The sequence below is a fragment of the Paenibacillus sp. FSL K6-1318 genome (assembly GCF_037976905.1).
GTDB lineage: Bacteria > Bacillota > Bacilli > Paenibacillales > Paenibacillaceae > Paenibacillus > Paenibacillus amylolyticus_A.
In genome coordinates, this window is the sequence record NZ_CP150270.1 from 1,057,023 (window position 1) to 1,081,584 (window position 24,562).

The following is a 24,562-nucleotide window of genomic DNA, read 5'->3' on the forward strand; positions in this document are numbered from 1 at the left end:
GAGTATGCTGCAGTGCAGAAAAATTTAATACCAAAATTAGCTGGGGTTGAGAATTCTCAACCCCAGCGTCATCATCCGAAAAAGCTATGGACGATACCTTTTATCATTGCGATTATAGCCACTATTATTTTAGGCATTACATCACTGCTTATTGGAGTCTATGACATACGAGGACAAGCCGATGGAATGGAGATGTTCTTCATTACTCGTGTCCCAAGAACTGTTGCATTAATGCTTACCGGTGCCGCCATGGCAATGGCTGGACTGGTCATGCAGCTTATTACACAGAATCGCTTGGTGGAACCTACCACAACAGGAACAATGGAATGGTCAGGTCTGGGGATCATGTTTATTTATCTGGTCTTTCCTGCACCGAGCTTAACACTAAGAATGACTGGTGCAATCATTTTTTCTTTTATAGGAACGATGATTTTTTTTATGTTTCTAAAGAAAGTTAAACTCCGTTCATCTTTGGTTGTCCCCATTATTGGGATGATGCTTGGAGCAGTCATTTCTGCATTTTCAACTTTCGTTGGACTTGTATTCCAAATGACTCAAAATATCGAAAGCTGGTTTGCAGGCTCCTTTTCATCTGTGCAAATTGGCAGGTACGAATATTTATGGCTCATTGTATTGGTGACTATTCTTATTTTTGTTTTTGCTGATCGTTTGACTTTAGCCGGACTAGGGGAAGATGTCGCTACCAGTCTTGGCGTAAATTATGACAGGATCATTCTTTTGGGTACTGCGCTTATTTCACTGGCCGTTGGAATCGTTGCAGCTGTCATCGGGAACTTGCCTTTTCTAGGGTTAATTGTCCCCAATATCGTTTCCATGTTTAGGGGTGACGATCTCAGGAGCAATTTGCCATGGGTGTGCTTATTAGGGATGGGCAGTATCATTGTTTGTGATATCCTGTCTCGTGTCATCATCATGCCTTTTGAAATACCTGTCTCGATGATCCTTGGAACAGTGGGAGCCGTCGTATTTATTGTCATTTTGTTAAGACAAAGGCGGTCAACAAGGAGGGTAAGATGAGCGACTTAGCAAGTAGAAATCCACTAAATATCGAAATCGATTCTAGCCGTCGTCCTAAAAAAAGATCAGCTAGAGCCTTCCGTACCAAGAAAGAAGAAAAGCGTTATTGGATTTTGCTGATCACATTGATTGTTCTGGGCGTTTTTGCATCGGTTGGACTACTGGTTTATAACAATCCCGTCCCGGTGACCTCACCTTCTTTTATACCAGTTGTTACAAGAAGGGTAGTCGCTCTGGTTTCAATGCTTATCGCTGCAATTTGCCAAAGTTTATCCACGGTTGCTTTTCAATCGATTACGAATAACAGAATTATAACTCCGTCCCTTTTAGGTTTTGATGCGATCTATTCAACCATTCATACGAGTACTATATTTTTCCTCGGTGCTACGGTATTTGTGAATTTTAGCGGTGTTGATTCCTTCTTGTATCAAGTTGCTGCAATGGTCATCATGTGTTTGATTCTTTATGGATGGCTGCTTTCCGGAAAATACGGCAATTTACAGCTTCTGCTTTTGGTCGGTATTATCATTGGGACCGGGCTGAGATCCGTATCTTCATTTATGAGAAGACTTCTAGCACCGTCCGAGTTTGATATTTTGCAGGCAAGAATGTTTGCTTCCGTGAATAATGCGGATTCTGCCTATTTCCCGATTGCGATTCCTATCGTCATCATTGCAGCGATCCTGCTGCTTGCTAATGCCAAGAGGTTAAATGTATTGTCGCTGGGTAAGGATGTCTCGACTTCCTTGGGAACTAAACATCAAAGTAGTGTGATTTACACGCTGGTCCTGGTTTCCATTTTGATGGCTATTTCGACGGCTTTGGTTGGACCACTAACATTCTATGGATTTTTAGTAGCGATTTTGAGTTATCAGGCCGCCCAAACCTATGATCACAGATATGTTTTCCCAATGGCTCTTGCGATAGGGTTTGTGATCTTAACCGGTGCATACTTTATTATGAATCATGTTTTCAATGCCCAAGGTGTTGTTTCTATTATTATAGAATTGGTTGGCGGGCTAACATTTTTAATTGTGATTTTAAGGAAGGGTTCTTTATGATACAGATCAATAATGTCAAAAAGTCCTATGCAGCCGAGGTAGAGATTGGTCCTTTGAATATTCATATACCCAAAGCAGGTCTTACATCTTTAATTGGACCCAATGGTGCGGGGAAGTCGACGACACTTCTGATGATCGGAAGACTTTTGGATTTGGATGAAGGTCAGATTACGGTTGCCAATATGGATGTTTCCACATCCAAATCAAGGGACCTGGCCAAGATTGTAACGGTTTTACGACAAGAAAATCATTTTGTCACAAGGCTTACCGTTAGGCAACTTGCCGGATTCGGACGGTTTCCTTATTCTAAGGGAAGATTAACGGATGAGGATGAAGCTATTATTTCTAAATATATTGATTTTCTAGACTTAACTGATCTGGAAAATAGATATTTAGATGAGCTTTCTGGTGGTCAAAGGCAAAGAGCTTATGTCGCCATGGTTTTGTGTCAGGAGACGGAATATGTACTTTTGGACGAGCCTTTGAACAATCTGGATGTTGCGCGTTCTGTTCGGATGATGGAGCATTTGAGATATGCGGCTAATGAATTCGGAAGAACCATTCTGACAGTTATGCATGATATCAATTTTGCCGCCAAATATTCGGATCGAATATGTGCCATGAAAGATGGACAAATCGCCGCTTTTGGAACCGTAGAAGAAGTGATGGACCCTGAAATTTTAACAGATATTTTCGAAACGAAAATTGAAATTATCGATGGTCCGTATGGACCGATAGCGATCTATTAGCTACAAGAGTTTAATAAAGTTGTTTGTTTAAAACGATTTTAGAAAGTAGAGTGATTATTCACTCTGCTTTTTTTTATTCAATGCCGAGAATCCTCCTGCAAAATTTTCTTTCTTGTTCAAAAGGTATTTTCGCTCACAGAGCGTTATTTTGGGTATGGAAATCGATTTTGTATGCCATAAATTGGCTTGAGGGTTCCAGATAGTGTAATCTGGAGATTATGAAAACCCATTTGAACGAGAAGGGATCGGGATGATTCAATGACGCAAAAAATCTATTATGACTCTGCTTACACAAGAGAGTGGCATACAACGATTACAGGCAAAGTGGACAAGGAAGATGGCGTATATGTCACGCTGGCGGAGACAGCTTTTTACCCGCATGGGGGCGGACAGCCTTGTGATCTGGGGCAAATTGGTGGCATCGCTGTGCTGGATGTGAACATTGAAGATGATGACGTATGGCATAAGCTGGAACGCGCCCCTGAACAGACTGAAGTACATTGTGAGATTGACTGGGAGCGCAGATTCGATCATATGCAGCAGCATACGGGTCAGCATTTGTTATCGGCAATCACGCTGAAGCTGACTGAAGCGATGACGCTCAGTTTCCATCTTGGTACGGAGGTTGACACGATTGATGTGGCTGCGGCTGAACTGGGAGCGGATCAATTGACTGCCATTGAACAAGAAGTGAATCGTCAGATCTATCGTAATGCTCGCATCAACACGTCCTGGGTTACAGCAGAAGAGGCGGCACAATTGCCACTGGTGAAGCAGCCTACCGTAACGGAGGACATTCGCATCGTCGAGATCGAAGGTGTGGAGTATAACGCCTGCGGCGGAACGCATGTGTCGGCGACAGGTGAGATCGGCATCATCAAACTGTTGAAAACTGAAAAAGTGAAGGGCGGCACCCGCATTTATTTCAAATGTGGAACAAGGGCGCTGAATGAATTCGCAGCTACACAAAATGTGCTCAACAGCATCATGGTTAAATTAAAGACCAGCAAGGACGAATTATTGGAGCGCATTGAGAAAATGGAGCAGGAGCAAAAACAGCTGCAAACTGAATTGAATGCAGTGAAAACAACCAATGATGCCTATTATGCGGAGGAACTTCTGGCTGCTCGGCAAGGGCTGGTGATTGCTCAAGTCTTTGAAGACAAATCGCTCAAGGATATGCAGAGCCTGGCAACCAAGCTGACGGCAGACCATGAAGGCCTTGTACTCTTTGCCAGTATCTCAGAGGCCAAAGTCGTTCTGGCACAGAACGGACAGCCGCCCGAATGGGCTTGTGGACCTTTCTTTAAAGGCAATCTTGGAGCCTACCAGGGCAAAGGTGGCGGTAGTGAAAAGATGGCTCAGGCAGGCTTTGCCAGCAGCGAAGATGCGCTCGCCTTTTATGAGTTCACCAAGGACCAGTTGGGACATCACTGATTCGCATTTTCTTTTACGGACAGGAAGTATTGAAATAGGAGTAAGGGACAAGCACGTCACATTGTGGCGTGTTTTCCATTGCCAATAGTTGAAGGAGGTTGGAATATGACAGAACGAATTCCGTGTATACGGGAAGGGTGTGCAAATACCATTTTACCAGCAACAGCGGCCAAAACGGGTGGTTATTGCATGCCTTGCAAGCAGGAGATGGAGCGTGAGGAGCGCCAGAGATACATTGAAGCGAATCGACGTGACGTGAACTTGTATGCAGGTATCACAGACCCGGTCGAAATTTTGAAAATCATGCACGAACCTCAGGTTCGCGATCCGCTAATTCGTTATGTGCCATATGAACAATCTAAGGAACAAGTATATCTGTCCTTGTCTGTAGAGCAACAAGATCAGATGAAGGATTATGCGATGCAACAAATTCGTACAGGCGATGAGGATACCTGCAAAGACATCCTGTTATACCTCGTCTGCTACCACGATATATCGTTGACTGCCGAAATTCCTGAGCTGCTGGAACAGGAGATCTATTATCCTGCCATTTTGTATAAAAGTGCCTCGGGTGAGGCTCGTGATCATCTCTTGCAGCAGGTGAACACCGATGATGAGAATCGGAACCACATATTGCACATGCTGGCCCATATCGGGGATGATGTTGTGGTGCAGCAGTTCCGGCAGTGGAGACAGTCTCCGCCATCTTGGGCGAGTGAGTTGTACGTTGCACCAGAGCATTACGCCACTGAAGCGGGTTGGGAGCTCACGAAAGACGGGCAGCGCAGGGAATTATTCATCACCCCAAGTTATTCACTCTATAAAGTAAAAGATAATGAAGGAACTAGCGTGGAATCATTCGGAGATTCGTTCTCGTTGCTGACCCCTAGTGCCAATTGCTGTCCATGGTGTGGTAGTGCGTTAACCACCTTAATTAATCTGGATGTTAAGCATCCAGCTCTGAAGGACGTTTCTTGGCATGCTCAGCAACTTCAAATCCAGACCTGCGTGATATGCAGCAGTTACGGTGTGGTTTACATGGAGGTGGAGGGAGCAGGGGAACCGTTATGGAGCTCACATAATGTTATGCCTATGGGAATGGACGAGATTGACCTGGACGACTATGGTAAACTTGCACCGGATGTTGGCCAGCAGTTTCGGATTGCGAATGCATCGCGTCATGCATTCCATGCCAGTGAATGGGCGATGGAGCCATCACTATCTCAGGTCGGCGGACATCCGGGATGGGTTCAGGATGCGGAGTATCCAACATGTCCGACCTGTTCCACGAGAATGAAGGCCGTCGCACAACTGGATTGGGGCGAGGTTGAGAAACATGGTGAGGGCATGTATTACATGTTCCTATGTGAGCCGTGTCAGATGACAGCCGTATCCTACCAGCAATCTTGATAGTGGAAGCTATGATTATAAGCAATCATCTTATTAGTAATATAACAGGGCTTTTCAGGTTGGAATGGCAGTAGTAGACAGACAAAAACAAAGGGCATCCGTAAGTTCTTGAACTTCATGAACTTACGGGATGCCTTTTTGTCCTGCGCATGATGAATGAGGGCTTTTTTTCTACAGTTAGCCGGTTATGTTATTCAGTCACTAGAGAAACGTTGGATTGGTTTTTCATCTGCGTGCAGAGGTAGCTTGTCGTACTCACACAGTCTAACGAACCCAGCACGTCTTATTGGGCGATTTTGCAGCAGTATAGAATTCTAACGAATCGTAGCCACGTTATTTTTCCTCTTGGCAGGGTTTATCGAAGAAAATCAGAGGATTTTTCTGCAATAAGACTGCTGAGATTCGTTAGAATTTCATATGCTTGTTTTAATGCAAAATAAGGTGTATGCGATTCGTTAGCACTGCGCCCAAACCTAAATTCACCCCATACACATCACCCGCACATTACGGCCCACACCATACGTTCCGCACATTACCACCTAAATTACTACTGCTTCGTATGAACATCGCCTCTTCACTACATCTGTCTACAAGTCCGCAGATGCCTGCTTTAACAAACCAGCCAACCATTCATAGTCAGGCGTATCTTTTTCCTTGAGCTTGATCGTTTTGCGCTCTTCCGGGCCTTCGAATATTCCATCGGGTAGATCTAGTCCGGTTGCATGGAAGATGGTAAAAGACACGGCCTGTTTGGATGGCGAGATGACCGCAGCGTACTTTCCGTTTTTCAAAAAATGAGGTTTCTTGTATTGCACGCGTTCCTGCACATCAGGAATGGTATCATGCACCAACTGACGCAGTTGTCCAGCGACTTCTACTTGCCAGGGGATCTGAATCTGTTCAATAAACGCAGTGACTTCTGCATTCTTGGTCATGCTTGTTCACCCTCCGTATGGATTGGATTGTGTGTTTCCCATTCTGGTCTTAGGATTCCCATCATCAAGCGGTCGTAACGCTTCCCATCACGATATACAGCGGAGCGTGCCCGACCTTCCAACTGAAAACCAACCTTCTCATAGGAACGGATTGCTTTGGCATTGTAGGCGATGACATCGAGGCCAACCCGGTCCAGATTCATTTCATGGAATGCATATCGTAAAATAAGATTCAACGCTTCCGTACCATATCCCTTGTTGCGATGTTCGGCAAGTCCGATGCCAATGGCAAGCTGTCCGCAGCGGTTATTCCATTCAATACTGTGAATGACGACAAAACCAATCAGCGTATCCTCTTCATGCGTGCGCAGTCTAAAGTAGACTTCCTTGTTCTTCGTTTCGCCCTCATCTTCCAACTGTTTCTCTGAATAGGGAATGGCCAGATCAGTATCCACATTCCGAAGGTACTCCGGGTCTTCGTTCCATTGCAGCATGGTCTGCACGTCTTCAGAGCGTGGTGGCGTCATCTTTAATCGTTTGCTATAAAACAGGTTATCCGTAGTGAGTGTCATAGGGGTCTCCTTTAAATTAAGTTAAGCTTGCTTCACCGTAGTTTCACATGTAACTCTATGTATATTTCGCAATAGACCTCGCCCCTTTGGCATCTGATAGCCTCATCATACTGGAAATTACAGGTGAATCACAATAGCGTATTTTAGTGGATAGAAGCAACCTCTTGTCATAAAACTTACCACGGTAGTAAGATGAAATGATTGATATACATTCAGTGATAGAACCAATAATAATGTCGGCGGGAGTGGTACGTTTTGGAGATCAAAGTGGATGATTTGAGTGGAGCGCAAGTTAAAGCATTAATCGCAGAGCACTTGCAAGGGATGGCAGCGGACTCCCCTCCAGAGAGTATTCATGCGTTGAATCTGGATGGACTCAAGAAGCCCGAAATTACTTTCTGGTGTGCATGGGAAGGGGACGACTTGCTCGGTTGCGGGGCTATCAAAGAACTTAATTCGGAACATGCAGAATTGAAGTCGATGCGTACCGCTTCGGCTCATCTGAGAAAAGGCGTAGCGAGAAAGATTTTGGCCCATATTATAGAGGTTGCTACAGATCGTGGTTATAAGCGAATCAGTCTGGAGACGGGTTCCATGGATTCATTTATCCCGGCACGGAAGTTGTATGAAGATTTCGGATTCGAATACTGCGAACCCTTCGCGGATTATATATTGGATCCGAACAGTACGTTTATGACAAAGATAATCTAAATCGATTCGCATGAGAAGCCGGTATTCTGTTTTTTTACAGGATGCTGGTTTTTTAATTTTGCAACATATCATACATATTGAAATTTGGAAAAAGAGTAGAATAAACTCAATGACGCAACATGGACCATGCTATGAAAAGGGTGGAGGAGTCGTGCATGATATATTGGTGGTTTGATCATATGAATCCGCTGTTTGCTGTCTTGATGTTATGTCCCATCATTGCAGTGGTGCTAGGAGTATGCAGTTATTTTGCCAAATGGTTTAGACTCTGGGTTGCGCTGATTATTTCTTTTATGCTGCCTTTGTTGTATATCGCGAGTGATCTTTCAACAATGGGTAGTAACATAGGCGCTTGGTTCATCTATGGGGCAGTGTACAGTTTGATCAGCTGGATTATACACAGATTGCTTCGTGCCATTGTGGGGTATAAAACATAGGTTGTGTCCCTATTCGTTTGGGATGAATTGGCCATAAGGAACTTCTGGGCTGATTGATGGACAATAGGGTATACTGGACATTATGTCTATGAAATATGACAGCATTACAGACGTTTTTTACATCAGGAGGACTTGAATTGGCTCAGACAGAAGGAACACTACAGAAGAAGCTTAAACCAAGACACATCAGTTTTATGGCTATGGGTGGTGTCATTGGAACCGGAATTTTCAAAGGCAGTGCAGAGACGATTGGACTCGCAGGTCCGGGCGTGATCGTCACGTACATTTTTGCCGGATTATTGCTGCTGGTCGTTATGGCCGCGATGGCGGAGATGGCTACGGTGTACAAGAACAAAAATATGAAAGACTTCGTGCAGGAAGCATTCGGTAGCAGAGTTTCCTTTGTTATGGGATGGATGTACTGCTTTCTATGGTTATCGGTGTGTGTCATTGAGGTGATTGCCGCCGGGAGCTTTTTGCAGTATTGGTTCAGTGAAGTACCGCTGTGGATGCTGAGTCTGGCTTGTGCGGCGTTCATTATACTGGTTAATCTGCTCAGTGTGGGTGTGTTCGGGGAATTTGAGTTTTGGCTAGCTGGGATCAAAATTGCCATGATCATTATTTTTATCTTCCTGGGCGCAGGATTGATCTTTGGCATTATTCCAAGTGATAACACCCCTTATCTGCAAAATTACACGCAAGCAGGCGGGTTCTTCCCGAACGGATGGTCATCGATCTTCTCGGCACTGCTTGTGGTCATGTTCTCCTATGGGGGATCGGAGCTGATTGGTCTGACCCTGACCGAGACGGAAAATGCAGAAAAAGTGATGCCTAAGATTGTGGGCAATTTCATGCTCAGAATTATTCTGTTCTTCACCTTGCCGATTCTCATCATCTGTGGTCTCATTCCTTGGAATGAGATCGGGCCAGAGAGCAGTCCGTTTGTACAGGTACTCGCATCTACGGGACTGCCGGGAGCGGCACACATTATGAACTTTATTTTGGTGACGGCGGTTCTATCTGCTGCGAATTCAGGGATCTACGGTGCATCCCGGATGATGCACTCCATGGCAGTGGGCGGGGAAGCTCCAAAGGCATTGTCACAGACAAATCGCAACGGCAGCCCGGTTAACACACTTCTGGTGTGCTCGGTCGTCCTGCTTGGAGGTTCCTTGCTTGGCCTGTTCGCGCAGGATCAGCTGTTCCGCGTATTGCTCGCAGTGCCTGGGTTTGTGGTAATTCTTGTGTGGATCTGTATTGCCTCATCGCAGTTGAAACTGCGGAAGAAATATCCGGTGCAACCGACCTTCAAAGTTTGGGGATTCCCTTACATTACCGGAGTCGTTGTATTATGTCTTAGTGTGATTGCGGTGATGTTTGTATTTGATGAAGGTAATCGGTTCAGTATTAGCATCTGTCTTGCCGTGCTTGCGTTGCTAATTATCTGGTCCCTGATTCGATTCAGGAAGACAGATGGACGGACAGTTTAATATTTGTGACATTCACATGTAAAACACCACAACATCTCGGCGCTCGCGTCGGGGTGTTTTTTTTATCATTTTTTGCTGCAAGGAACGTAAACAAATCCTAAGAAATTAAGCCTAAATGCAGCTCCAATGAACAAAGCTACCACAGCCATGATAGCGTTTTTATGTAAACCCAATATTTTCTTGCCTAAATCGACATATTCGTTTACTATTTTCCCATACTTAGTGCTTCAAGCATGCGTTTTTTGGGTAGCGCCTAGTCAAAAAGGCTTGGGTTCACGGGAGAGGAAGAGGAGCGGATGATCGGTTTTTTTAGAAAACGTTTGGTTGTACGCATTGTTGCAGTAGTTACACTGGTCATTACGATTATAGCCGTTGGAAGCATGCTGTTACAGGTGGCTAATATGAAGCTAGCTGCACAGGAGGCCATTTCGAGTTACAATATCCAGATTGCTCAGAGTTATGTGAATCAGCTGGATATAGCATCTTATGCCGAGTTTGCCAAGGACCCCAAGGAGAATGACGAATTCTTGAAGATTCGTGATGAACTGGATGACTTTCGTGTAAGTATTGGTGCAATGTATGTGTATTTCGTCAAAATAGATGACAAAGGTACGCCACTTATTATGGTTGATGGCATGAAGGATGCAGACAAAGCCTCACCGATTAATGAAGTAACGGATGTGCCACAGGATGCTGTTCAGAAGCTGTTGCAGGGGCAGACAGCCAGTTCTTCGATTATTAACAATGAAGAGTACGGTGACTATATTTCCTCTTACGCTCCCATGCTGGATAGTAATGGGGCTGTAACAGGTGTGATTGGTATCGACACGGCGGTATCGGTGATCGGGAGCATTGAGTCAGATATAATGAAATCAAGTATTCCCTTCTATGCTTTATTGTTACTAATTACACTTATAGGTATTGCTGTTGTCATGTGGTTTATCGTAAGGGGACTGCGACCACTCCAACCGCTGAAGGCGAGTGTGGAAAAAATGGCACAGGGTGAGCTTGCAGAAGCGAATCAAATTTTGACGTCGTATCGTTTGCGGAGCGAAGATGAGATTGGAACGACATACCAAGCGATGATACATATGTCCGGAAACTTGAATAAAATTGTAAGTAACATGGTTGAAGGGGTAGCCGTAACTACAGATATTTTATCGGAGTCAACCAAGGAATTTAATCGCAGTACCGAAGAGATGCTTGAGATGAGCAAGACGGTTGATCAGTCTGTCGAACAGATTAGACAGGGTGCACATACACAGAAGCAGGGTGCGAGCGATAGCGCGCATGCGATGGAAGAAATCGCAAAAGGCATAACGGATATATCCGAATCCTCGATGGTTGTATCGGATGCGGCAACAAGTGCGCTTGCTACGGCGGAGTCGGGTAAACAGAGCATGTCACTGATGAAAACACAGATGGAGAGCATCTCGAATGTCTCAGGTGAAGTTGTAGCGATGGTTCAGGTGCTGAACAACTACTCCGAGGAAATTGGTGGTGCGCTGCATACGGTTCGTGATTTTGCGAGTCAGACGAAGCTGCTTGCGCTTAATGCATCCATTGAGGCAGCACATGCAGGAGAACATGGCAAGGGTTTTGCCGTTGTGGCGGACGAAGTTCGGAAGCTTGCGGAGGCCTCAAGCACATCCATGGAACTGATCTCGAATCTGCTGCTTCGCATTCAACAAGAATCACAGCAGATCGGCTCACGGATGGGCGTTACCGCAACGGAGATTGGGCAAGGTGTTACGATTACCGCAGACGCGGAGCAAGCATTCGCCCATGTGGTTGATGCGTTCCAACTGGTGACCCGTCGCATTCAGGAAGTCTCCGCGGCGGCAGAGGAAATCTCGGCAGGATCGGAAGAGGCCGCAGCCTCGGTCAATACGATCTCCCAGATTTCAGCCGGGGTGTCAGATCATTCGGATGAAATCTATCGCTTGATGCGTGAACAATCGGCCATGTTCAACAGGGTAGCGCAGACCTCCACGATGCTGGAGCAGCAGACCAACGAGATGAGCGAAGCCGTACGCAAAGTGAAAGTATAACTTGAGTAAAATGTAGTAATAGTAACGAAAGCGGTAGTTAGAAAAGTGTTCCGTTCTTGGAGAAGTTGGTGTTTATCCAAAACTTTCTTCAAAGCGTGGAGCACTTTTTTGCGTCAGCATTTTGCATAATTCGAATCATACCGCTCACGGTTGATTGAAAGACGCTAAGGGGATTTATGCAAAATGCTCACGTTTAAACCATTAAATGATCCAGCTCAATCGCCTGTCTGAAGCGTCGGGCGAATCGTTCTGCGGCTACGGCGCACTCCTTGGATTCCGTCTGTACGAAGCCAATCTGCATTTTCGGTTGATCAATTCCAGCAATCTCAACCATCTTCACCAGACCTTCTTTCCATAATTGATTTTGGTGAAAGGAAAAGTCATGACCAATCGTGGCGGCAATATCGTTTCTTAATACCATATTGATCGCTTCTGAATTATTTGTTTTGAACAGAATGGACAGAGGCCCGTGATCATAGGTGAATTCCTGGATAAAGTCTTCGATGAAACCGTCTCGATAGAGTGCCAGCTTGTGTTCTTTTAATTGATTCGGTGTAACACGGCTGTGTTTGGCAAGTTCAGACAGGTGATGCGTACCGACGACCAGCTTGCCCGAGTACATGGGACTGAAGTGAAGTCCATCGAATTCCCGCAATTGTTTGGTATAGATCGCGATAAAGCCCAGATGGGTTTTGTTGTTGCGAATATCCTCGATAATTTCCATGGACCCTTTCTCTTCAATGGAGATGTTAAGTTGGGGGTGCTCATGCTTCATATCCGCAGCAGATTGAACAAGATAAGGCATGACACTTGGAAAAGTAGCCACATGAAGCTCTCCCGTAAGAGAAGAGGCTTCTGCGTTCAGGGATTTCAATTCATCAATCCGCTGTAAAATGTCCAGTGCCTTGGCAATGAATTGTTTGCCTTCGGGAGTGGGATGAGTTCCCTGCCGCGAGCGTTCGAACAGGATGATACCCAATTCTTTCTCCAGACGGTGAACCGATTGGCTAATTGCCGATTGTGTGACATGTAGATGCTCTGAGGCGGCGGAGAATGATTGCGTCTTCGCAATTTCAACGACATATTCGAGCTGTTCCAGATTCATGATTTCATCTCCGTTTAGCATTAATATAACTAATGTTAACATTAGTATCTATAAATATGAATAATACATGAACAGCGATATAATATATAGACAATCATATAAAGGGGATGAACTTCATGAAAGCAGCAGTATGGTATGCCCATAAAGACGTGCGTGTGGAAGAGCGGGAGGTTCCGGTTGCTCAAGCGGGTCAAGTCAAAATCAAAGTGGAATATGCGGGGATCTGCGGCAGTGACTTGCATGCCTATCATCATGGTGTAGGGATTCAAGAAGGCGAGAATCATCCGCTATCAGGACAGAAAGCACCGTTGACATTGGGTCATGAATTTGCAGGAACGGTCAGTGAATTGGGAAGTAATGTAAGCGGTATCAGTGTAGGTGACCGTGTTGTGGTGGAGCCGTTGTACCATTGTGGAAAATGTGAGTACTGTATCCAGGGGCGTTACAACCAATGTACTCAATTTGGATTCGTTGGACTGAATGGTGATGGTGGTTTTGCAGAGTATGTTGTTGTTGAAGCATACATGGTTCATCCCTTACCGGATAACGTATCTTTCGAAGAAGGTGCGCTCGTAGAGCCTACAGCAGTAGCCTTCCACGCGGTTCGTCACAGCAAGCTGAAAGTGGGGAATAAGGTAGCCGTATACGGAGCCGGTCCAATTGGATTATTGACGATTTTGTCTGCCAAAGCAGCAGGAGCCTCTGAAATCTATGCAGTCGATGTATTTGAGGAACGTTTGGACTTAGCAGCCAAGCTGGGAGCCATTCCGGTAAACAGTGCCAAAGTCAATGCAACGGAAGTGATCGTGCAACAATCGGGTGGCATCGATGTGGCCTATGAAGCAGCAGGTGTGCAGCCAACGATGGACAGCGCCGTTGCGGTTGTCAAAAAAGGTGGGGAAGTCGTTGTCATCGCAGCGATTCCGAATCCGCTTCAAGTGAACTTCTTCGATCTTCTGGTCAAAGAAGCGAATCTGACGGCAACATTGGCATATCGCCACATTTTCCCTGAAGTAATCTCATTGATTGCGGAAGGATCGCTCGATGTGAAACAGGTCATCACCAAGAAAATCAAACTGGACGATATCGTGCAGGAAGGACTTGAACTGTTGATGAGCGACAAGAGCCATGCGAAGATTTTGGTGGAGATTGGCGGGTAAAAAATCAATAGCATTGTATCATTTCAAATGCTATATAAGTTGAACTAAAGATTGTTTACACTGACACTACGATGACAGAATAACCTTCCAATCGCTGTTATCCCCAGATTTTTTTAATTTCCTTTTCTCAAGGGGAAATCCGGGGATAAAGGCGAACGCTTCGCTTTTTCAGGTTTTTTCTGTCCTCTCCGTTATCGTGTAAATGATTAGTGCAACTTATATAATTGACATTTATAAACGTAAAAAAGACCGTTCATGATGATGAACGGTCTTTTACGTTTCATTCTCCGCTCGCAACTCGCGGGTTGCTGTTACGCTCCACTAGGAATCATAACGGTAGCAGATCGCCTTGCCCCCGCTACTCACGGAGCTGAATTCCTCATCCTCTGTAAATCCAAAACGCTCATACAAACGGATGGCGTTGACCATCTGACCACCCGTATATAAATACACCGTATTTTTGCCCATCTCTTTGGCAGAATCTACGCATTGCTGGAGCAATTCTCTGGCGATTCCGTGGCCTCTCCATTTTGGATCGACACCCAACAAGCGAATAAATGGATAATCGATCGGCAATTCAAAGTTAGGATATGCCTTGTGCGCTGTTTCGAATAATTGAACTGTACCGACAATCTGATCATCAATCTTGGCGATCCATAATTGTGTCAGGTACGGATTAACCACAGACTCTCTAATGTCTTTTAGGTAAGCCTCCCAACGTTCATTTTGTTCAAATGTCTCCCGATACTCGGCGTAACTTGCAACAAGGATATCTACTATCTCTGGATGGTCTGTTTCTGTGGCAGGATGAATCGTAACGGCAGCCGTTGTCATCTTTTTATTCCTCTTCTCTTATGGGTTAAGTATGATATAGAGTTTTCTTGCATTTTACCATAACGGAATCGATTCGATTCATTCAAATTTTCTATAGTTAACTCAGTCATTTCTATAGATCAAAGCACATCAGCGATTGAGCTGTGTGGAATACAGATGATTGCGATATTCGGTTGGCGTATTGCCTTCGTATTGCTTGAACATGCGCAGAAACAGCTTGTAGTCGGAGAAGCCGCACTGTCCGGCGATTTCTTTTACACTGGCATTGGTGTTCAGCAGCAACTGCTTCGCCCGGCGAATTCTTTCCGTGAGGATATAGGTTTTGAGTCCGGTACCTTTCTCACGTTTCACCATTTTGGAGATATAGTCTTTGTTAAAATTAAAATTTTCAGCAATCTGACTCACCGTGATGTTCGTATGCAGATGAATATCCACCCACTTGCAGATATGGTCCACAATTGCATTGTGCGGGCGATAATCCACCTCTATATTCCGCTCCAGTTCTCTGAACAACAATAACAAAGCAGCGTCGGCTTCTTCTCGTGAGAAGGATGACACATGCAGCAATTGCTTGAATAACTGATTGGCCATGGAAGGTACCTGAATGGTGGCATGTGTCCTAAAGCGATTGAATTCGGCCTGCACGGCATCATAATGAACCCAGTAAAAGCTGACGGGGGCGTCACTAATCCGGTAGCCATAGTGGGTGTGACCAGCGCGCAGCAACAACAGATCATTGGCACGAACCACATATTGTTTCTCGTCTTCCGCGATGTACATCTCACCTTCCAGCATCAAAATGATCTCATGAACAGGCATGCTGCGTCTCATGTGGCTCCAGTTGCCTTCGGATATGAACTTGCCGCACAGGTAATGTTCCAGTGGCTTTTGCATAGGACGGATTTATCCACCTTTTCTTGGATTATGAGTCTGATGTAATTGTATTTTATTTGATACTATGGGGATATTCAAGCTCTAAAGTGGATTGATGAGTATTAGTCTTGTAGCTAATAAAACGGATTTTACCCCTCAAGAATGAATGGATATCTATTACATCCCGAGAAGGAGTGAGTGTAATGATTGATACGAAAAAAGGATTTCTGGGACCGGAGCATGTAGATCTGCTAAATGGTGTGTTCCAAACATCACAAGAGGTGGGGGAGCGTTATCTGTTATCGCTGGATATTGATCGATTTCTGGCTCCATGCTTTGAAGCCCATGGGTTACCTGCCCGAAAAGAACGCTACGCGGGTTGGGAGGCACGCACCATCAGTGGGCATTCCCTCGGACATTACCTGTCTGCTCTGGCTGTGACGTATCAAGCCACCGGGAATATTACGTTAAAAGGAAGACTGGATTATGCTGTCACCGAATTGGCAAGAATCCAGCAGACCACGGGAAGTGGGTATATCGGCGGTTTGTCGGAAGAAGCTTTCCACATGGCATTCCGCGCCCAACATATCGGTGGATTCAACATCGGTGAATACTGGGTTCCCTGGTACAGTGTGCACAAAATCTACCGCGGCCTAATTGACGCCTATAAGCTGACTGGCAACGGACAGGCACTTGAGGTGGTTACTCGATTTGCAGACTGGGCTGTAGAAGGCTTGCTCCCGATGACAGAAGAACAGATGCAGACGATGCTTCAAAGTGAACACGGGGGCATGAATGAGGTATTTGCACATTTGTATGGAATTACGGGCAAAGCCCTATACCTTGAGATCGCTAATAAGTTTACCCATCAGTTGATCCTTAGACCCTTGGAACAGAAGCAGGATGAGCTTCAAGGCAGGCATGCCAATACGCAGATTCCCAAAGTGATCGGTGCAGCCGAGATCTACAACCAGGATCACTCCCGCGAGAGTTACCGGACAGCAGCAGAATTTTTCTGGGATACGACCATTCATCATCGTTCCTATGTATTTGGTGCGACGAGCATATCGGAGCATTACGAAGCGAAGGGCATGGAGAGTCTCGGGATCAAGACAGGAGAGAGCTGCTGTACCCACAACATGATGCATCTGACAAAACAACTCTTCGCCTGGAATCCCGATAGCGCCTACATGGACTATTATGAAAACGCCATCTATAATCACATCCTCGGCACGCAGGACCCGGATACGGGGAACAAGACGTATTTTGCGTCAACGCTGCAAGGCCACTACAAAATCTACGGTACTCACGACACCGCTTGGTGGTGCTGCACAGGATCAGGCATGGAGAACCCGGGCAAATATGCCGAGGCCATCTATTTCGAGGATGAACAGGACCTGTACGTCAACCTGTATATCGCTTCCCAGCTGGATTGGACATCTCAGGGAATATCCCTGAAGCTCGCAACCGACTTTCCTTATTCGGAAAAGGTGACCCTGACGATCACCGGAGGCAGCGCCTCGGCCCATCTAAGACTACGCGTACCCTCATGGCTGCAAGAGCCAATGACGGCAACAGTTAACGGGCATACGGAACATCCGTATACACGGATGGAACCCGGCTATCTTTCCATCGACCGCACATGGACAGCGGGCGATGTCATCACAATCACACTGCCGATGTCACTCCGCCAGTACACCTCGCGGGATGATGCCCATAAGGTGGCATTCCTGTACGGGCCAATCGTACTTGCCGGTGCGCTAGGGAGCGAGGGGCTTCCCGAGGATACGATTGTGGACGAAACAGCGCTGAATCCCAAGACTGCACCTGTACCTGTAATTTGGACGGAGCAAGAGAATGTACGAGAATGGATCAAGTCCGTGGATGCAGGCACGTTAACATTTGAACTTAGCAAGGATGTCACTTCCACGGGCGAAGCCGTGAAGCTTGTTCCGTTCTATGATGTGCATCATGAATTTTATACCGTTTACTGGCCGTTTAACGACGAAGGTGATGCGTTGGAGAAAGAGTTGAACGATATCACGATCGACAGAGTGCAGGCGGATGGTCAGCAGGATGAGATCGGACATCAACTGGATAGCAATTGCCGTGGTGAGCAACATAACGGTTCTACCACGGATGGCCGTAACAAGCTGCATATGTGGCGAGAGGCTTTTGGCGTCCGTGGAGCTTACTTCAGTTATCAGCTGGCAGTGGATCGAGCCGCAGCCAATTACCTATGCGTGGCCTATTGGGGCGGAGATCATTCGCCGTTTGAACGGGAAGGTACGTTATACGACAGACAATTCAGCATTACCGTGGATGGAACCGTCATCGGAGAGCAGCGAATTCATATGAACAAAATCGGCGAAGTGTTCTATGTGACCTACGATATTCCGGAGGCGGTTACATCAGGCAAAGACAGCGTTACGGTAATGTTCCAGGCGAAGGGCGACAATGGATGTGCCGGGAAAGTTGTAGAGGTACGCACCACGCGAAGCAAACCGGAATCCATCTTTTCGTAATAACAGGCATGGTGTGAAAAGGCGCAAAACACAGTGTTATAATGAAAGCAAAAATACGGTTAGTTTGAAGAGGAGGATGGAAGTGTGGCAAACCCGACAATAAAGGTACTTATAGCTTTCAGGATTGGTTAACATGGGAAGGATCATGGGAATTAATTAACGGCAGAGCTTTTAATATCTCGCCAGTACCTACTTCATCGCACCAGTTTATTGTGGGTGAGCTGCACTTCTCTTTGCGGACTTTTTTTCAGAATCGGAAATGTTTTGTGTTTGTTGCCCCGTTTGATGTGTATTTTAGAGAAAATGAACGGTTATATATCCCGAACTGGTAATCCCGATGGATTCGCTGTTCAAGTTCAGGTAGAGGAAACACGAAAAATAATGAACCAACGTAAAAAGGGCGAAACCGGATGATCTCCATTTCGTCCTTTTTGCATTGCCCTTTTTCAGACAAGTCTTATATAAAAAATGACACGCATAGCTATTTTCCACGTATTACCTGATAACAATTCTTTTTCCACCATCTTCAGTTCTAGAAGACAAACTTCTACGGATTGACCACAAAATTACCTATCAAGTTCCACGTTGTCCCTGAAAATATGAAATGGGATAAGCCCAAACCACGTATATTAGGAGTATCCAAATATCCAATGTTATCCACCTGAGAGCGTTAACATCATGTACAATAAGAATAAGTTGAACAGGAAAATTACGACATGAAGCACCAATATATAACATGAAAGGAGGTCGGATGATTGAACATGATCAAGTACATAAAATTGCTGGGGTTGATCTCCGGTATTGTGGCTGTGAATGTTCTGGCATTCTCACCCGGCTTTATCGGGCTGAATTTCGGGGGAGGGGCATTTACAACTGCGCTATCCGTTACCCTTCTGTTCGGCAGTGCAATGGCACTCTTATATGGCAGTTACACTTGGCTGTTCAGACAGCCGATAGTCCTGCCCGTGAAGCATATCGAAACACATGAAGATTATGTGGAAGCACTATCTTTTTATAGACGCATCAAAGTCCTCGAAGAAGATATTACGCTGGGGCTGTCCCAACTTAGCCGGATGAAAAAGAAGAAAGAAACACTCCTGAATGTGCTTCATCAGCGGTTTGATCCCGGAGAACTGAGCTACAAGAAATTTGCATCAGTCACATTGGAAGTGGAGAAGCTGTTATACCTGAATATCCGCAGTGTACTGAACCGGTTGAATGTATTCGATGAAGCCGACTATGCCAACATGATGAAATCCAAATCCGAAAGCATTCCCCAGAAGCTTTTTCAGGAAAAAACCAAGGTATACAACGATTATCTGTCTTATGTGAAGAATGCCCTCCACACCAATGAGGAAATTCTGCTCAAGCTGGATCAGTTGTTACTCGAGATTTCACGCCTCGACAGTTTTGAAGCCGGAGATATTGAACAGATGCCTTGTATGCAGGAGATTGATCAGTTAATCAAGCACACCAAATTATACAGACAGTGAGGGGTTGCTCGTATGGCCAAGAAGGGTAAGTTTTTTTTCATATCAATTGTAATGCTGGTACTTGTATTCGGTCTGGTCTATGCAGGGATTACACTAACATCGAACTTTGGCAAGACGACCACACAGGTGAGCACAGAGAATGCAGGTAAGGAACTGGGCAAACTGTACGCGGACATTGCACCAGCAACGGCAGAACCGCTCAAAGGACAGATTGATCTCGACCCGGTCGATGTGGCAGAATCTCTGCCGGACATCTCGAAATTTCCGATCGCTGTAGAGAATACAACGAATGATTACGTCGAAATCTTCTCTTCCACAGAGAAGTCGGGCAGCGGGGTAGACGGCTGGTTAACCGAGGTGGGTGACGATTTCAACAAAGCTAATATTACCGTAGGGGGCAAACAGGTATCGGTTAAAATCCGCAATATTGCCTCCGGTACGGCTACCGATTATATCAAGTCTGGCAAGTATATACCGGATGCATTTACACCTTCCAACGAACTGTGGGGCGAGATGGTTGAGGCCAGTGGGGTGAAGACGCAGATGGTGTCCGAGCGACTGGTCGGGAACGTTCCGGGGATTGTTATTTCCAAAGCCAAGTATGACGTACTGGTTGATACGTACGGCTCCGTTAATGTGAAAACCGTAACCGAAGCGATTGCGAACAATGAACTCGCGATGGGATACACCGATCCGTTTGCCAGCTCTACAGGACTGAACTTCCTGGTGACGGCACTAAATACGTATGACAGCGCTAATCCGCTGGGAGAGAAGGCTATTGAAGGGTTCGAAAAGTTCCAGACGAATGTGCCGTTTACCGCTTCAACAACGATTCAGATGCGGGAAGCTGCCAAGTCTGGCAGACTGGATGCCTTTGTACTCGAATATCAGACGTATGTGAATACCGCTGATCTGAAGAACGGATACGTCTTTACACCGTTTGGCGTGAGACATGACAGTCCGCTGTATGCACTCGGTCAACTGCCACAGAACAAACAGGAGATCATCCAGAAGTTCGCGGAATTCGTAACCCAGGCGAAGTACCAACAATCGGCAGAAGAGTTTGGCTTCAACGGTTTGCAGGATTACAAATCCGAACTGGCTACCGTGGATGGCGGCACGTTGCTGTCTGCACAGAAAGTATGGAAAGAGAAGAAGAACGGCAGTAAACCCATTGCCGCCGTGTTCGTGACGGACGTATCCGGAAGCATGGACGGCGAACCACTTAACCGACTGAAGGAGTCCCTGCGCAAAGGTCAGAAGTACCTGGGCACAGAGAATAGTATTGGCCTTGTTTCTTACTCTAGCGGAGTAACCGTGAATCTGCCGATTGCCAAGTATGATACGAACCAGCAGTCCATGTTTGTTGGAACAGTTGAGAGTCTACAAGCTGGCGGTGGTACAGCGACCTTTGATGGAATCGTGGTGGCAATGAAGATGCTGGAAGATTATATGGCTGCTAATCCAAACGTGAAGCCGTTGATCTTTGTCCTGAGTGATGGCGAGACCAACGAAGGTCATACCCTGAAGGATATTCGTGATCTGGTCGAGACGTACAAAGTGCCAATCTATACGATTGGGTACAACGCGGACATCAAGGCTTTGGAGAGCATCTCCAGCATTAACGAAGCAGCAAGCATCAATGCCGATACCGACGATGTCGTGTACAAGATCGGAAACCTGTTTAACGTCCAGATGTAATCTAAAGGGGGAACTATAGATGTCATTTTCAATGGAGATACCGAGCCAGAAAGAAATTCAGAAGGTGATCGAAGAAGAGGTAAAACCTGTGCCCGCCGAGGTCGCGGAGCTTCAACAAGTGGCAAATGCCAACGTAGAGATGATCATGACACTGGATCTCGAATCCTTGGAGAAGCGCAAAGAGATTTTGCAATCCATTGACGGCTTTGGCATGAACACGATGAGATCCTCTTCCGAGAAAAACGCCTTGCTTCAAGTCTCCGTTGGACATCTGTCCAAGACGGGAGACGAGGGCGGTCAGGTCGCCAAAGGCTTGACCGAGCTGCATATGCAACTGAAGGATCTCGACCCGAGCGTGGTCGACTTCGCCAAGACCGGTTTCCTCGGGAAATTGTTTAATCCGCTTCGTGCCTATTTCCTGAAATACCAAAAAGCTGACGCAGTCATCGCTGACATCGTAACCTCTTTGGATAAAGGCAGATCCACCCTGCGTAACGATAATACAACGCTGGAAATTGAACAGCAGAATCTGCGGGAACTCACCAAACGACTGCAAAAGGAAATCCAGCTTGGCGTGCTCATGGATGAATCCATCGACGCGCAGATTGAAGCGGCTAAGGTCCGCAATGAGGATCCCGAGAAAGTCCGATTTATTACCGAAGAAGTGCTATTCCCGCTCCGTCAGCGGGTCATGGATCTGCAACAAATGCTGGTCGTGAATCAGCAGGGCATCATGGCGATTGAAGTGGTTATCCGCAATAATAAGGAACTAATCCGAGGCGTGGACCGTGCGAAGAATGTAACGATCTCGGCATTGAAAATTGCCGTTACGGTAGCAAGCGCTTTGTATAATCAGAAGATTGTATTACAGAAGATTGAGTTGCTGAACCAAACAACCAACGATCTGATTGCCGGAACATCCAAGATGCTTAAGGATCAGGGGATTGCCATCCAGAAGCAGGCATATGAAGCCAGCATCTCCGTGGATACGATGAAACAGGCGTTCACCGATGTGTTGTCTGCGCTCGATTCAATCAGTCTTTATAAGCAGGAGGCTTTGCCGAGAATGAGGGAGACTATCTCGCAGTTCCGTGAACTTGCCGATACCGGAGAGCAGCAGATTCAGCGGTTGGAAAAAGGGCAGAAGCTGGGGCTGTAATCAGAAGAGAGAGATAAATACGCTTTATATTGTTATCTTTATTTCTATAATTAGAAAAAGCGACCGTTCCTCATTAAACATGAGGAACGGTCGCTTTTTGGGTTTCTATGAAGAACTAACTGTCATACCCCAAGCTTCTTGCATAAGCGTATAACTGTTGTTCGCATTGATCCATTAGAACACTAGCGGTGTTTACTTTGGCATTACCCTGTTTCAGTAACGTGTAATTCACTTTATTCTTGGATACCGCCTTTTGGTACAACAGGTACCCTTCGAGCTGAGTGTAACTTGCCTTGATAAATGTGGCGTGGATTTTCTTGATTTGTGGATTGGTAGGCTTGATTTGTTTTGCCTTGGATACCAATTTCGTATAATTAGGAATTACCGTATTCGTAAGTTTAAGATACATGGACTTGCGATTCGTTGAAGTTACCTGCGTGTCGATGCTTTCCAAAGCGGTAAAGGCTTTGGCCTCATAAGTTTCAAGAGCAAATAACTGATTAGTGTACTCTTTAAATTCTGCATAACTCTCATCTGAATCTGAATATGTAGAGGTTGCTACTTTGGCTGCATTGGCAGAAGTGGCTGGAGAGAGAAGCACCCCGCCAAGCAAAACAAAACTGGTAATCAATGATATCATCCACGACTTCTTCAAATGTAATGTCATCCTCCTTTTGTTTGTATTCCATGGATAACCTAACATATCAATACCAGAAATTACAGGAATGTATTTACATAATTTTCGTGGTGAAGCTTTCTTAAAATTACTCTCAATCTCCCTACTATAGGAAGGTTAGTAAGGCGATTCAAAATTTCAGTCTCTCAACACGACATTCTCAGGCTTGTAATGAATGATCTTGAATAATTCCTCGGCCATGTAGGCGGGGCTGTGCTTGAATTCCTGACGAATCCACTCCATGATCATGCCAAATATCGCATGAGATTGGTAGCTTGCCAATATTTCATGGTTGATGTGCGGAGGGAAGATATGGTTCAGATCCTGTAAGGCGAGATCCCGAAGGACATCACAGATCATGCGCTGGAAGTTGGATGAAGCCTCAGATTTCACAACCAGTGTATAAAATTGTGCGTGCTGATGCACATGCTCAAATATGGTGATTGCCGAAGAGGGCATCAGATTGACTTCAAACTCTTTCATATCCTGATAAGGTTTGCGAAAAGAAGTCACCAGATCCTGAATCACATCATCGATGATTTCATTGAACAGGTCTTCTTTGTACTGATAATGTCTGTAGAACGTACCCCGATTCAGGTCAGCTCGCTGCACAATATCCGTAATGGAAATTTCTTTAAAGGGATGTTGTTGCATTAAATGGATGAGTGCATCTTTCAGCGCAGCTTTTGATTTCTTGATTCTTCGGTCCATTGAATTTGGAGTTTCAGACATCTATTTTCCTCCTCGCTATATAAGTTGAACTAAAGAATATTTACACTGACCACTTCGATGACAGAACAACCTTCCAATCGCTGTTATCCCCAGATTTTTTTGATTCCTTTTATAAAATGATAAATCCGGGGATAAAGGCGAATAGCATATACTTCCGAAGTAGCTTTCTTTCAGAAAGCTTTTAGCTCCCGCTTCGTCAGGTTATTTCTGTCCTCTCCGTTTTGTGTAAATGTTTAGTTTAATTTATATCGTTCACTTTATTAGTTAAAGTACATTCCGGCTTAGTAGTGTTGTTTAACGTACAACTGGACAAGCTTTTACTGATTGAAGTGAAACGCTATGACTTATTATACTAAGGATAGGAGTTAATGAACATTTGTTTGTTAACTTATTGTAAACGAATACACAAAGGA

21 protein-coding genes are annotated in these 24,562 nt (G+C 45.5%); 14 read left to right on the top strand and 7 right to left on the bottom strand.

Annotated features, from left to right (window positions below; genetic code table 11):
• The first annotated feature begins 12 nt into the window (after window positions 1-12).
• From NYE45_RS04620 to NYE45_RS04640, 5 genes are all read left to right on the top strand, one after another.
• Window positions 13-1,038 carry an iron chelate uptake ABC transporter family permease subunit gene (locus NYE45_RS04620; RefSeq protein WP_340015798.1) on the top strand — a complete coding sequence of 342 codons (1,026 nt, stop codon included), beginning with the start codon at window positions 13-15 and terminating at the stop codon, window positions 1,036-1,038.
• On the top strand, window positions 1,035-2,099 hold the full coding sequence (locus NYE45_RS04625; RefSeq protein ID WP_340015799.1) for an iron chelate uptake ABC transporter family permease subunit: 1,065 nt from the start codon (window positions 1,035-1,037) through the stop codon (window positions 2,097-2,099). Before NYE45_RS04620 ends, NYE45_RS04625 begins: the two co-directional genes overlap by 4 nt.
• The gene (locus NYE45_RS04630; protein WP_340015800.1) at window positions 2,096-2,848 is read left to right on the top strand and encodes an ATP-binding cassette domain-containing protein; all 753 of its coding nucleotides are present in this window, start codon (window positions 2,096-2,098) and stop codon (window positions 2,846-2,848) included. The genes NYE45_RS04625 and NYE45_RS04630 overlap by 4 nt, the downstream gene beginning before the upstream one ends.
• A gap of 258 nt (window positions 2,849-3,106) precedes the next feature.
• Complete coding sequence (locus NYE45_RS04635; RefSeq protein WP_340015801.1) at window positions 3,107-4,285, top strand: alanyl-tRNA editing protein; 1,179 nt, start codon at window positions 3,107-3,109, stop codon at window positions 4,283-4,285.
• Window positions 4,286-4,390: 105 nt separating this feature from the next.
• Window positions 4,391-5,695, top strand: coding sequence for a DUF1963 domain-containing protein (locus tag NYE45_RS04640; protein ID WP_340015802.1), 1,305 nt, complete (start codon window positions 4,391-4,393; stop codon window positions 5,693-5,695).
• Window positions 5,696-6,282: 587 nt separating this feature from the next.
• Here the strand turns inward: NYE45_RS04640 and NYE45_RS04645 are convergent.
• A complete protein-coding gene (locus NYE45_RS04645; protein WP_340015803.1) occupies window positions 6,283-6,630 on the bottom strand; it encodes a DUF1801 domain-containing protein in 348 nt (115 codons plus the stop codon).
• Window positions 6,627-7,202: a GNAT family protein gene (locus NYE45_RS04650; protein WP_340015804.1), complete on the bottom strand. Its 576-nt coding sequence runs from the start codon at window positions 7,200-7,202 to the stop codon at window positions 6,627-6,629. Before NYE45_RS04650 ends, NYE45_RS04645 begins: the two co-directional genes overlap by 4 nt.
• Window positions 7,203-7,457: 255 nt before the next feature.
• Between NYE45_RS04650 and NYE45_RS04655 the strand changes: the two genes are divergently transcribed.
• From NYE45_RS04655 to NYE45_RS04670, 4 genes are all read left to right on the top strand, one after another.
• Window positions 7,458-7,913: a GNAT family N-acetyltransferase gene (locus tag NYE45_RS04655; protein WP_340015805.1), complete on the top strand. Its 456-nt coding sequence runs from the start codon at window positions 7,458-7,460 to the stop codon at window positions 7,911-7,913.
• A 155-nt stretch (window positions 7,914-8,068) separates the two neighbouring features.
• Window positions 8,069-8,350 (top strand): hypothetical protein, encoded by a 282-nt coding sequence (locus NYE45_RS04660; protein ID WP_340015806.1) that lies wholly within the window; start codon window positions 8,069-8,071, stop codon window positions 8,348-8,350.
• Between the two features lie 95 nt (window positions 8,351-8,445).
• The gene (locus NYE45_RS04665; protein WP_340015807.1) at window positions 8,446-9,840 is read left to right on the top strand and encodes an amino acid permease; all 1,395 of its coding nucleotides are present in this window, start codon (window positions 8,446-8,448) and stop codon (window positions 9,838-9,840) included.
• 296 nt (window positions 9,841-10,136) lie between these two features.
• Window positions 10,137-11,891 carry a HAMP domain-containing methyl-accepting chemotaxis protein gene (locus NYE45_RS04670; RefSeq protein ID WP_340015808.1) on the top strand — a complete coding sequence of 585 codons (1,755 nt, stop codon included), beginning with the start codon at window positions 10,137-10,139 and terminating at the stop codon, window positions 11,889-11,891.
• Between the two features lie 193 nt (window positions 11,892-12,084).
• Here NYE45_RS04670 and NYE45_RS04675 read toward each other — a convergent pair whose 3' ends face one another.
• On the bottom strand, window positions 12,085-12,996 hold the full coding sequence (locus tag NYE45_RS04675) for a LysR family transcriptional regulator (protein ID WP_340015809.1): 912 nt from the start codon (window positions 12,994-12,996) through the stop codon (window positions 12,085-12,087).
• A gap of 116 nt (window positions 12,997-13,112) precedes the next feature.
• Between NYE45_RS04675 and NYE45_RS04680 the strand changes: the two genes are divergently transcribed.
• Window positions 13,113-14,156, top strand: a complete 1,044-nt coding sequence (locus NYE45_RS04680; protein ID WP_340015810.1) for a 2,3-butanediol dehydrogenase — start codon at window positions 13,113-13,115, stop codon at window positions 14,154-14,156.
• A gap of 321 nt (window positions 14,157-14,477) precedes the next feature.
• On the opposite strand, the gene NYE45_RS04685 is transcribed toward NYE45_RS04680, so the two are convergent.
• Together NYE45_RS04685 and NYE45_RS04690 are read right to left on the bottom strand one after the other, a co-directional pair.
• Window positions 14,478-14,990 (bottom strand): GNAT family N-acetyltransferase, encoded by a 513-nt coding sequence (locus NYE45_RS04685; RefSeq protein ID WP_340015811.1) that lies wholly within the window; start codon window positions 14,988-14,990, stop codon window positions 14,478-14,480.
• Between the two features lie 129 nt (window positions 14,991-15,119).
• A complete protein-coding gene (locus NYE45_RS04690; protein WP_340015812.1) occupies window positions 15,120-15,884 on the bottom strand; it encodes an AraC family transcriptional regulator in 765 nt (254 codons plus the stop codon).
• Window positions 15,885-16,066: 182 nt separating this feature from the next.
• Here NYE45_RS04690 and NYE45_RS04695 point away from each other — a divergent pair, with 182 nt between their 5' ends.
• The 4 genes from NYE45_RS04695 to NYE45_RS04710 all read left to right on the top strand — a co-directional run bounded on the left by NYE45_RS04695 (window position 16,067) and on the right by NYE45_RS04710 (window position 22,741).
• On the top strand, window positions 16,067-18,388 hold the full coding sequence (locus NYE45_RS04695; RefSeq protein WP_340015813.1) for a beta-L-arabinofuranosidase domain-containing protein: 2,322 nt from the start codon (window positions 16,067-16,069) through the stop codon (window positions 18,386-18,388).
• Between the two features lie 761 nt (window positions 18,389-19,149).
• On the top strand, window positions 19,150-19,881 hold the full coding sequence (locus NYE45_RS04700; RefSeq protein WP_340015814.1) for a hypothetical protein: 732 nt from the start codon (window positions 19,150-19,152) through the stop codon (window positions 19,879-19,881).
• A gap of 12 nt (window positions 19,882-19,893) precedes the next feature.
• Complete coding sequence (locus tag NYE45_RS04705; protein WP_340015815.1) at window positions 19,894-21,582, top strand: VWA domain-containing protein; 1,689 nt, start codon at window positions 19,894-19,896, stop codon at window positions 21,580-21,582.
• Between the two features lie 19 nt (window positions 21,583-21,601).
• Window positions 21,602-22,741 (top strand): toxic anion resistance protein, encoded by a 1,140-nt coding sequence (locus tag NYE45_RS04710; RefSeq protein WP_340015816.1) that lies wholly within the window; start codon window positions 21,602-21,604, stop codon window positions 22,739-22,741.
• 115 nt (window positions 22,742-22,856) lie between these two features.
• On the opposite strand, the gene NYE45_RS04715 is transcribed toward NYE45_RS04710, so the two are convergent.
• Entirely contained in the window at window positions 22,857-23,408 is a 552-nt protein-coding gene (locus NYE45_RS04715) for a hypothetical protein (protein ID WP_340015817.1), read from the bottom strand.
• A gap of 147 nt (window positions 23,409-23,555) precedes the next feature.
• The gene (locus NYE45_RS04720; protein ID WP_340015818.1) at window positions 23,556-24,149 is read right to left on the bottom strand and encodes a TetR/AcrR family transcriptional regulator; all 594 of its coding nucleotides are present in this window, start codon (window positions 24,147-24,149) and stop codon (window positions 23,556-23,558) included.
• Window positions 24,150-24,562: the final 413 nt, after the last annotated feature.

Excerpts from the sequence above, each read along its gene's own strand:
- NYE45_RS04675 (WP_340015809.1), bottom strand. The coding sequence starts at position 12,996 with ATGAATCTGGAACAGCTCGAATATGTCGTTGAAATTGCGAAGACGCAA.
- NYE45_RS04650 (WP_340015804.1), bottom strand. The coding sequence starts at position 7,202 with ATGACACTCACTACGGATAACCTGTTTTATAGCAAACGATTAAAGATG.
- NYE45_RS04685 (WP_340015811.1), bottom strand. The coding sequence starts at position 14,990 with ATGACAACGGCTGCCGTTACGATTCATCCTGCCACAGAAACAGACCAT.
- NYE45_RS04645 (WP_340015803.1), bottom strand. The coding sequence starts at position 6,630 with ATGACCAAGAATGCAGAAGTCACTGCGTTTATTGAACAGATTCAGATC.
- NYE45_RS04640 (WP_340015802.1), top strand. The coding sequence starts at position 4,391 with ATGACAGAACGAATTCCGTGTATACGGGAAGGGTGTGCAAATACCATT.
- NYE45_RS04700 (WP_340015814.1), top strand. The coding sequence starts at position 19,150 with ATGATCAAGTACATAAAATTGCTGGGGTTGATCTCCGGTATTGTGGCT.
- NYE45_RS04635 (WP_340015801.1), top strand. The coding sequence starts at position 3,107 with ATGACGCAAAAAATCTATTATGACTCTGCTTACACAAGAGAGTGGCAT.
- NYE45_RS04680 (WP_340015810.1), top strand. The coding sequence starts at position 13,113 with ATGAAAGCAGCAGTATGGTATGCCCATAAAGACGTGCGTGTGGAAGAG.
- NYE45_RS04690 (WP_340015812.1), bottom strand. The coding sequence starts at position 15,884 with ATGCAAAAGCCACTGGAACATTACCTGTGCGGCAAGTTCATATCCGAA.
- NYE45_RS04660 (WP_340015806.1), top strand. The coding sequence starts at position 8,069 with ATGATATATTGGTGGTTTGATCATATGAATCCGCTGTTTGCTGTCTTG.
- NYE45_RS04670 (WP_340015808.1), top strand. The coding sequence starts at position 10,137 with ATGATCGGTTTTTTTAGAAAACGTTTGGTTGTACGCATTGTTGCAGTA.
- NYE45_RS04630 (WP_340015800.1), top strand. The coding sequence starts at position 2,096 with ATGATACAGATCAATAATGTCAAAAAGTCCTATGCAGCCGAGGTAGAG.
- NYE45_RS04710 (WP_340015816.1), top strand. The coding sequence starts at position 21,602 with ATGTCATTTTCAATGGAGATACCGAGCCAGAAAGAAATTCAGAAGGTG.
- NYE45_RS04665 (WP_340015807.1), top strand. The coding sequence starts at position 8,446 with ATGACAGCATTACAGACGTTTTTTACATCAGGAGGACTTGAATTGGCT.
- NYE45_RS04625 (WP_340015799.1), top strand. The coding sequence starts at position 1,035 with ATGAGCGACTTAGCAAGTAGAAATCCACTAAATATCGAAATCGATTCT.
- NYE45_RS04720 (WP_340015818.1), bottom strand. The coding sequence starts at position 24,149 with ATGTCTGAAACTCCAAATTCAATGGACCGAAGAATCAAGAAATCAAAA.
- NYE45_RS04715 (WP_340015817.1), bottom strand. The coding sequence starts at position 23,408 with ATGACATTACATTTGAAGAAGTCGTGGATGATATCATTGATTACCAGT.
- NYE45_RS04705 (WP_340015815.1), top strand. The coding sequence starts at position 19,894 with ATGGCCAAGAAGGGTAAGTTTTTTTTCATATCAATTGTAATGCTGGTA.
- NYE45_RS04695 (WP_340015813.1), top strand. The coding sequence starts at position 16,067 with ATGATTGATACGAAAAAAGGATTTCTGGGACCGGAGCATGTAGATCTG.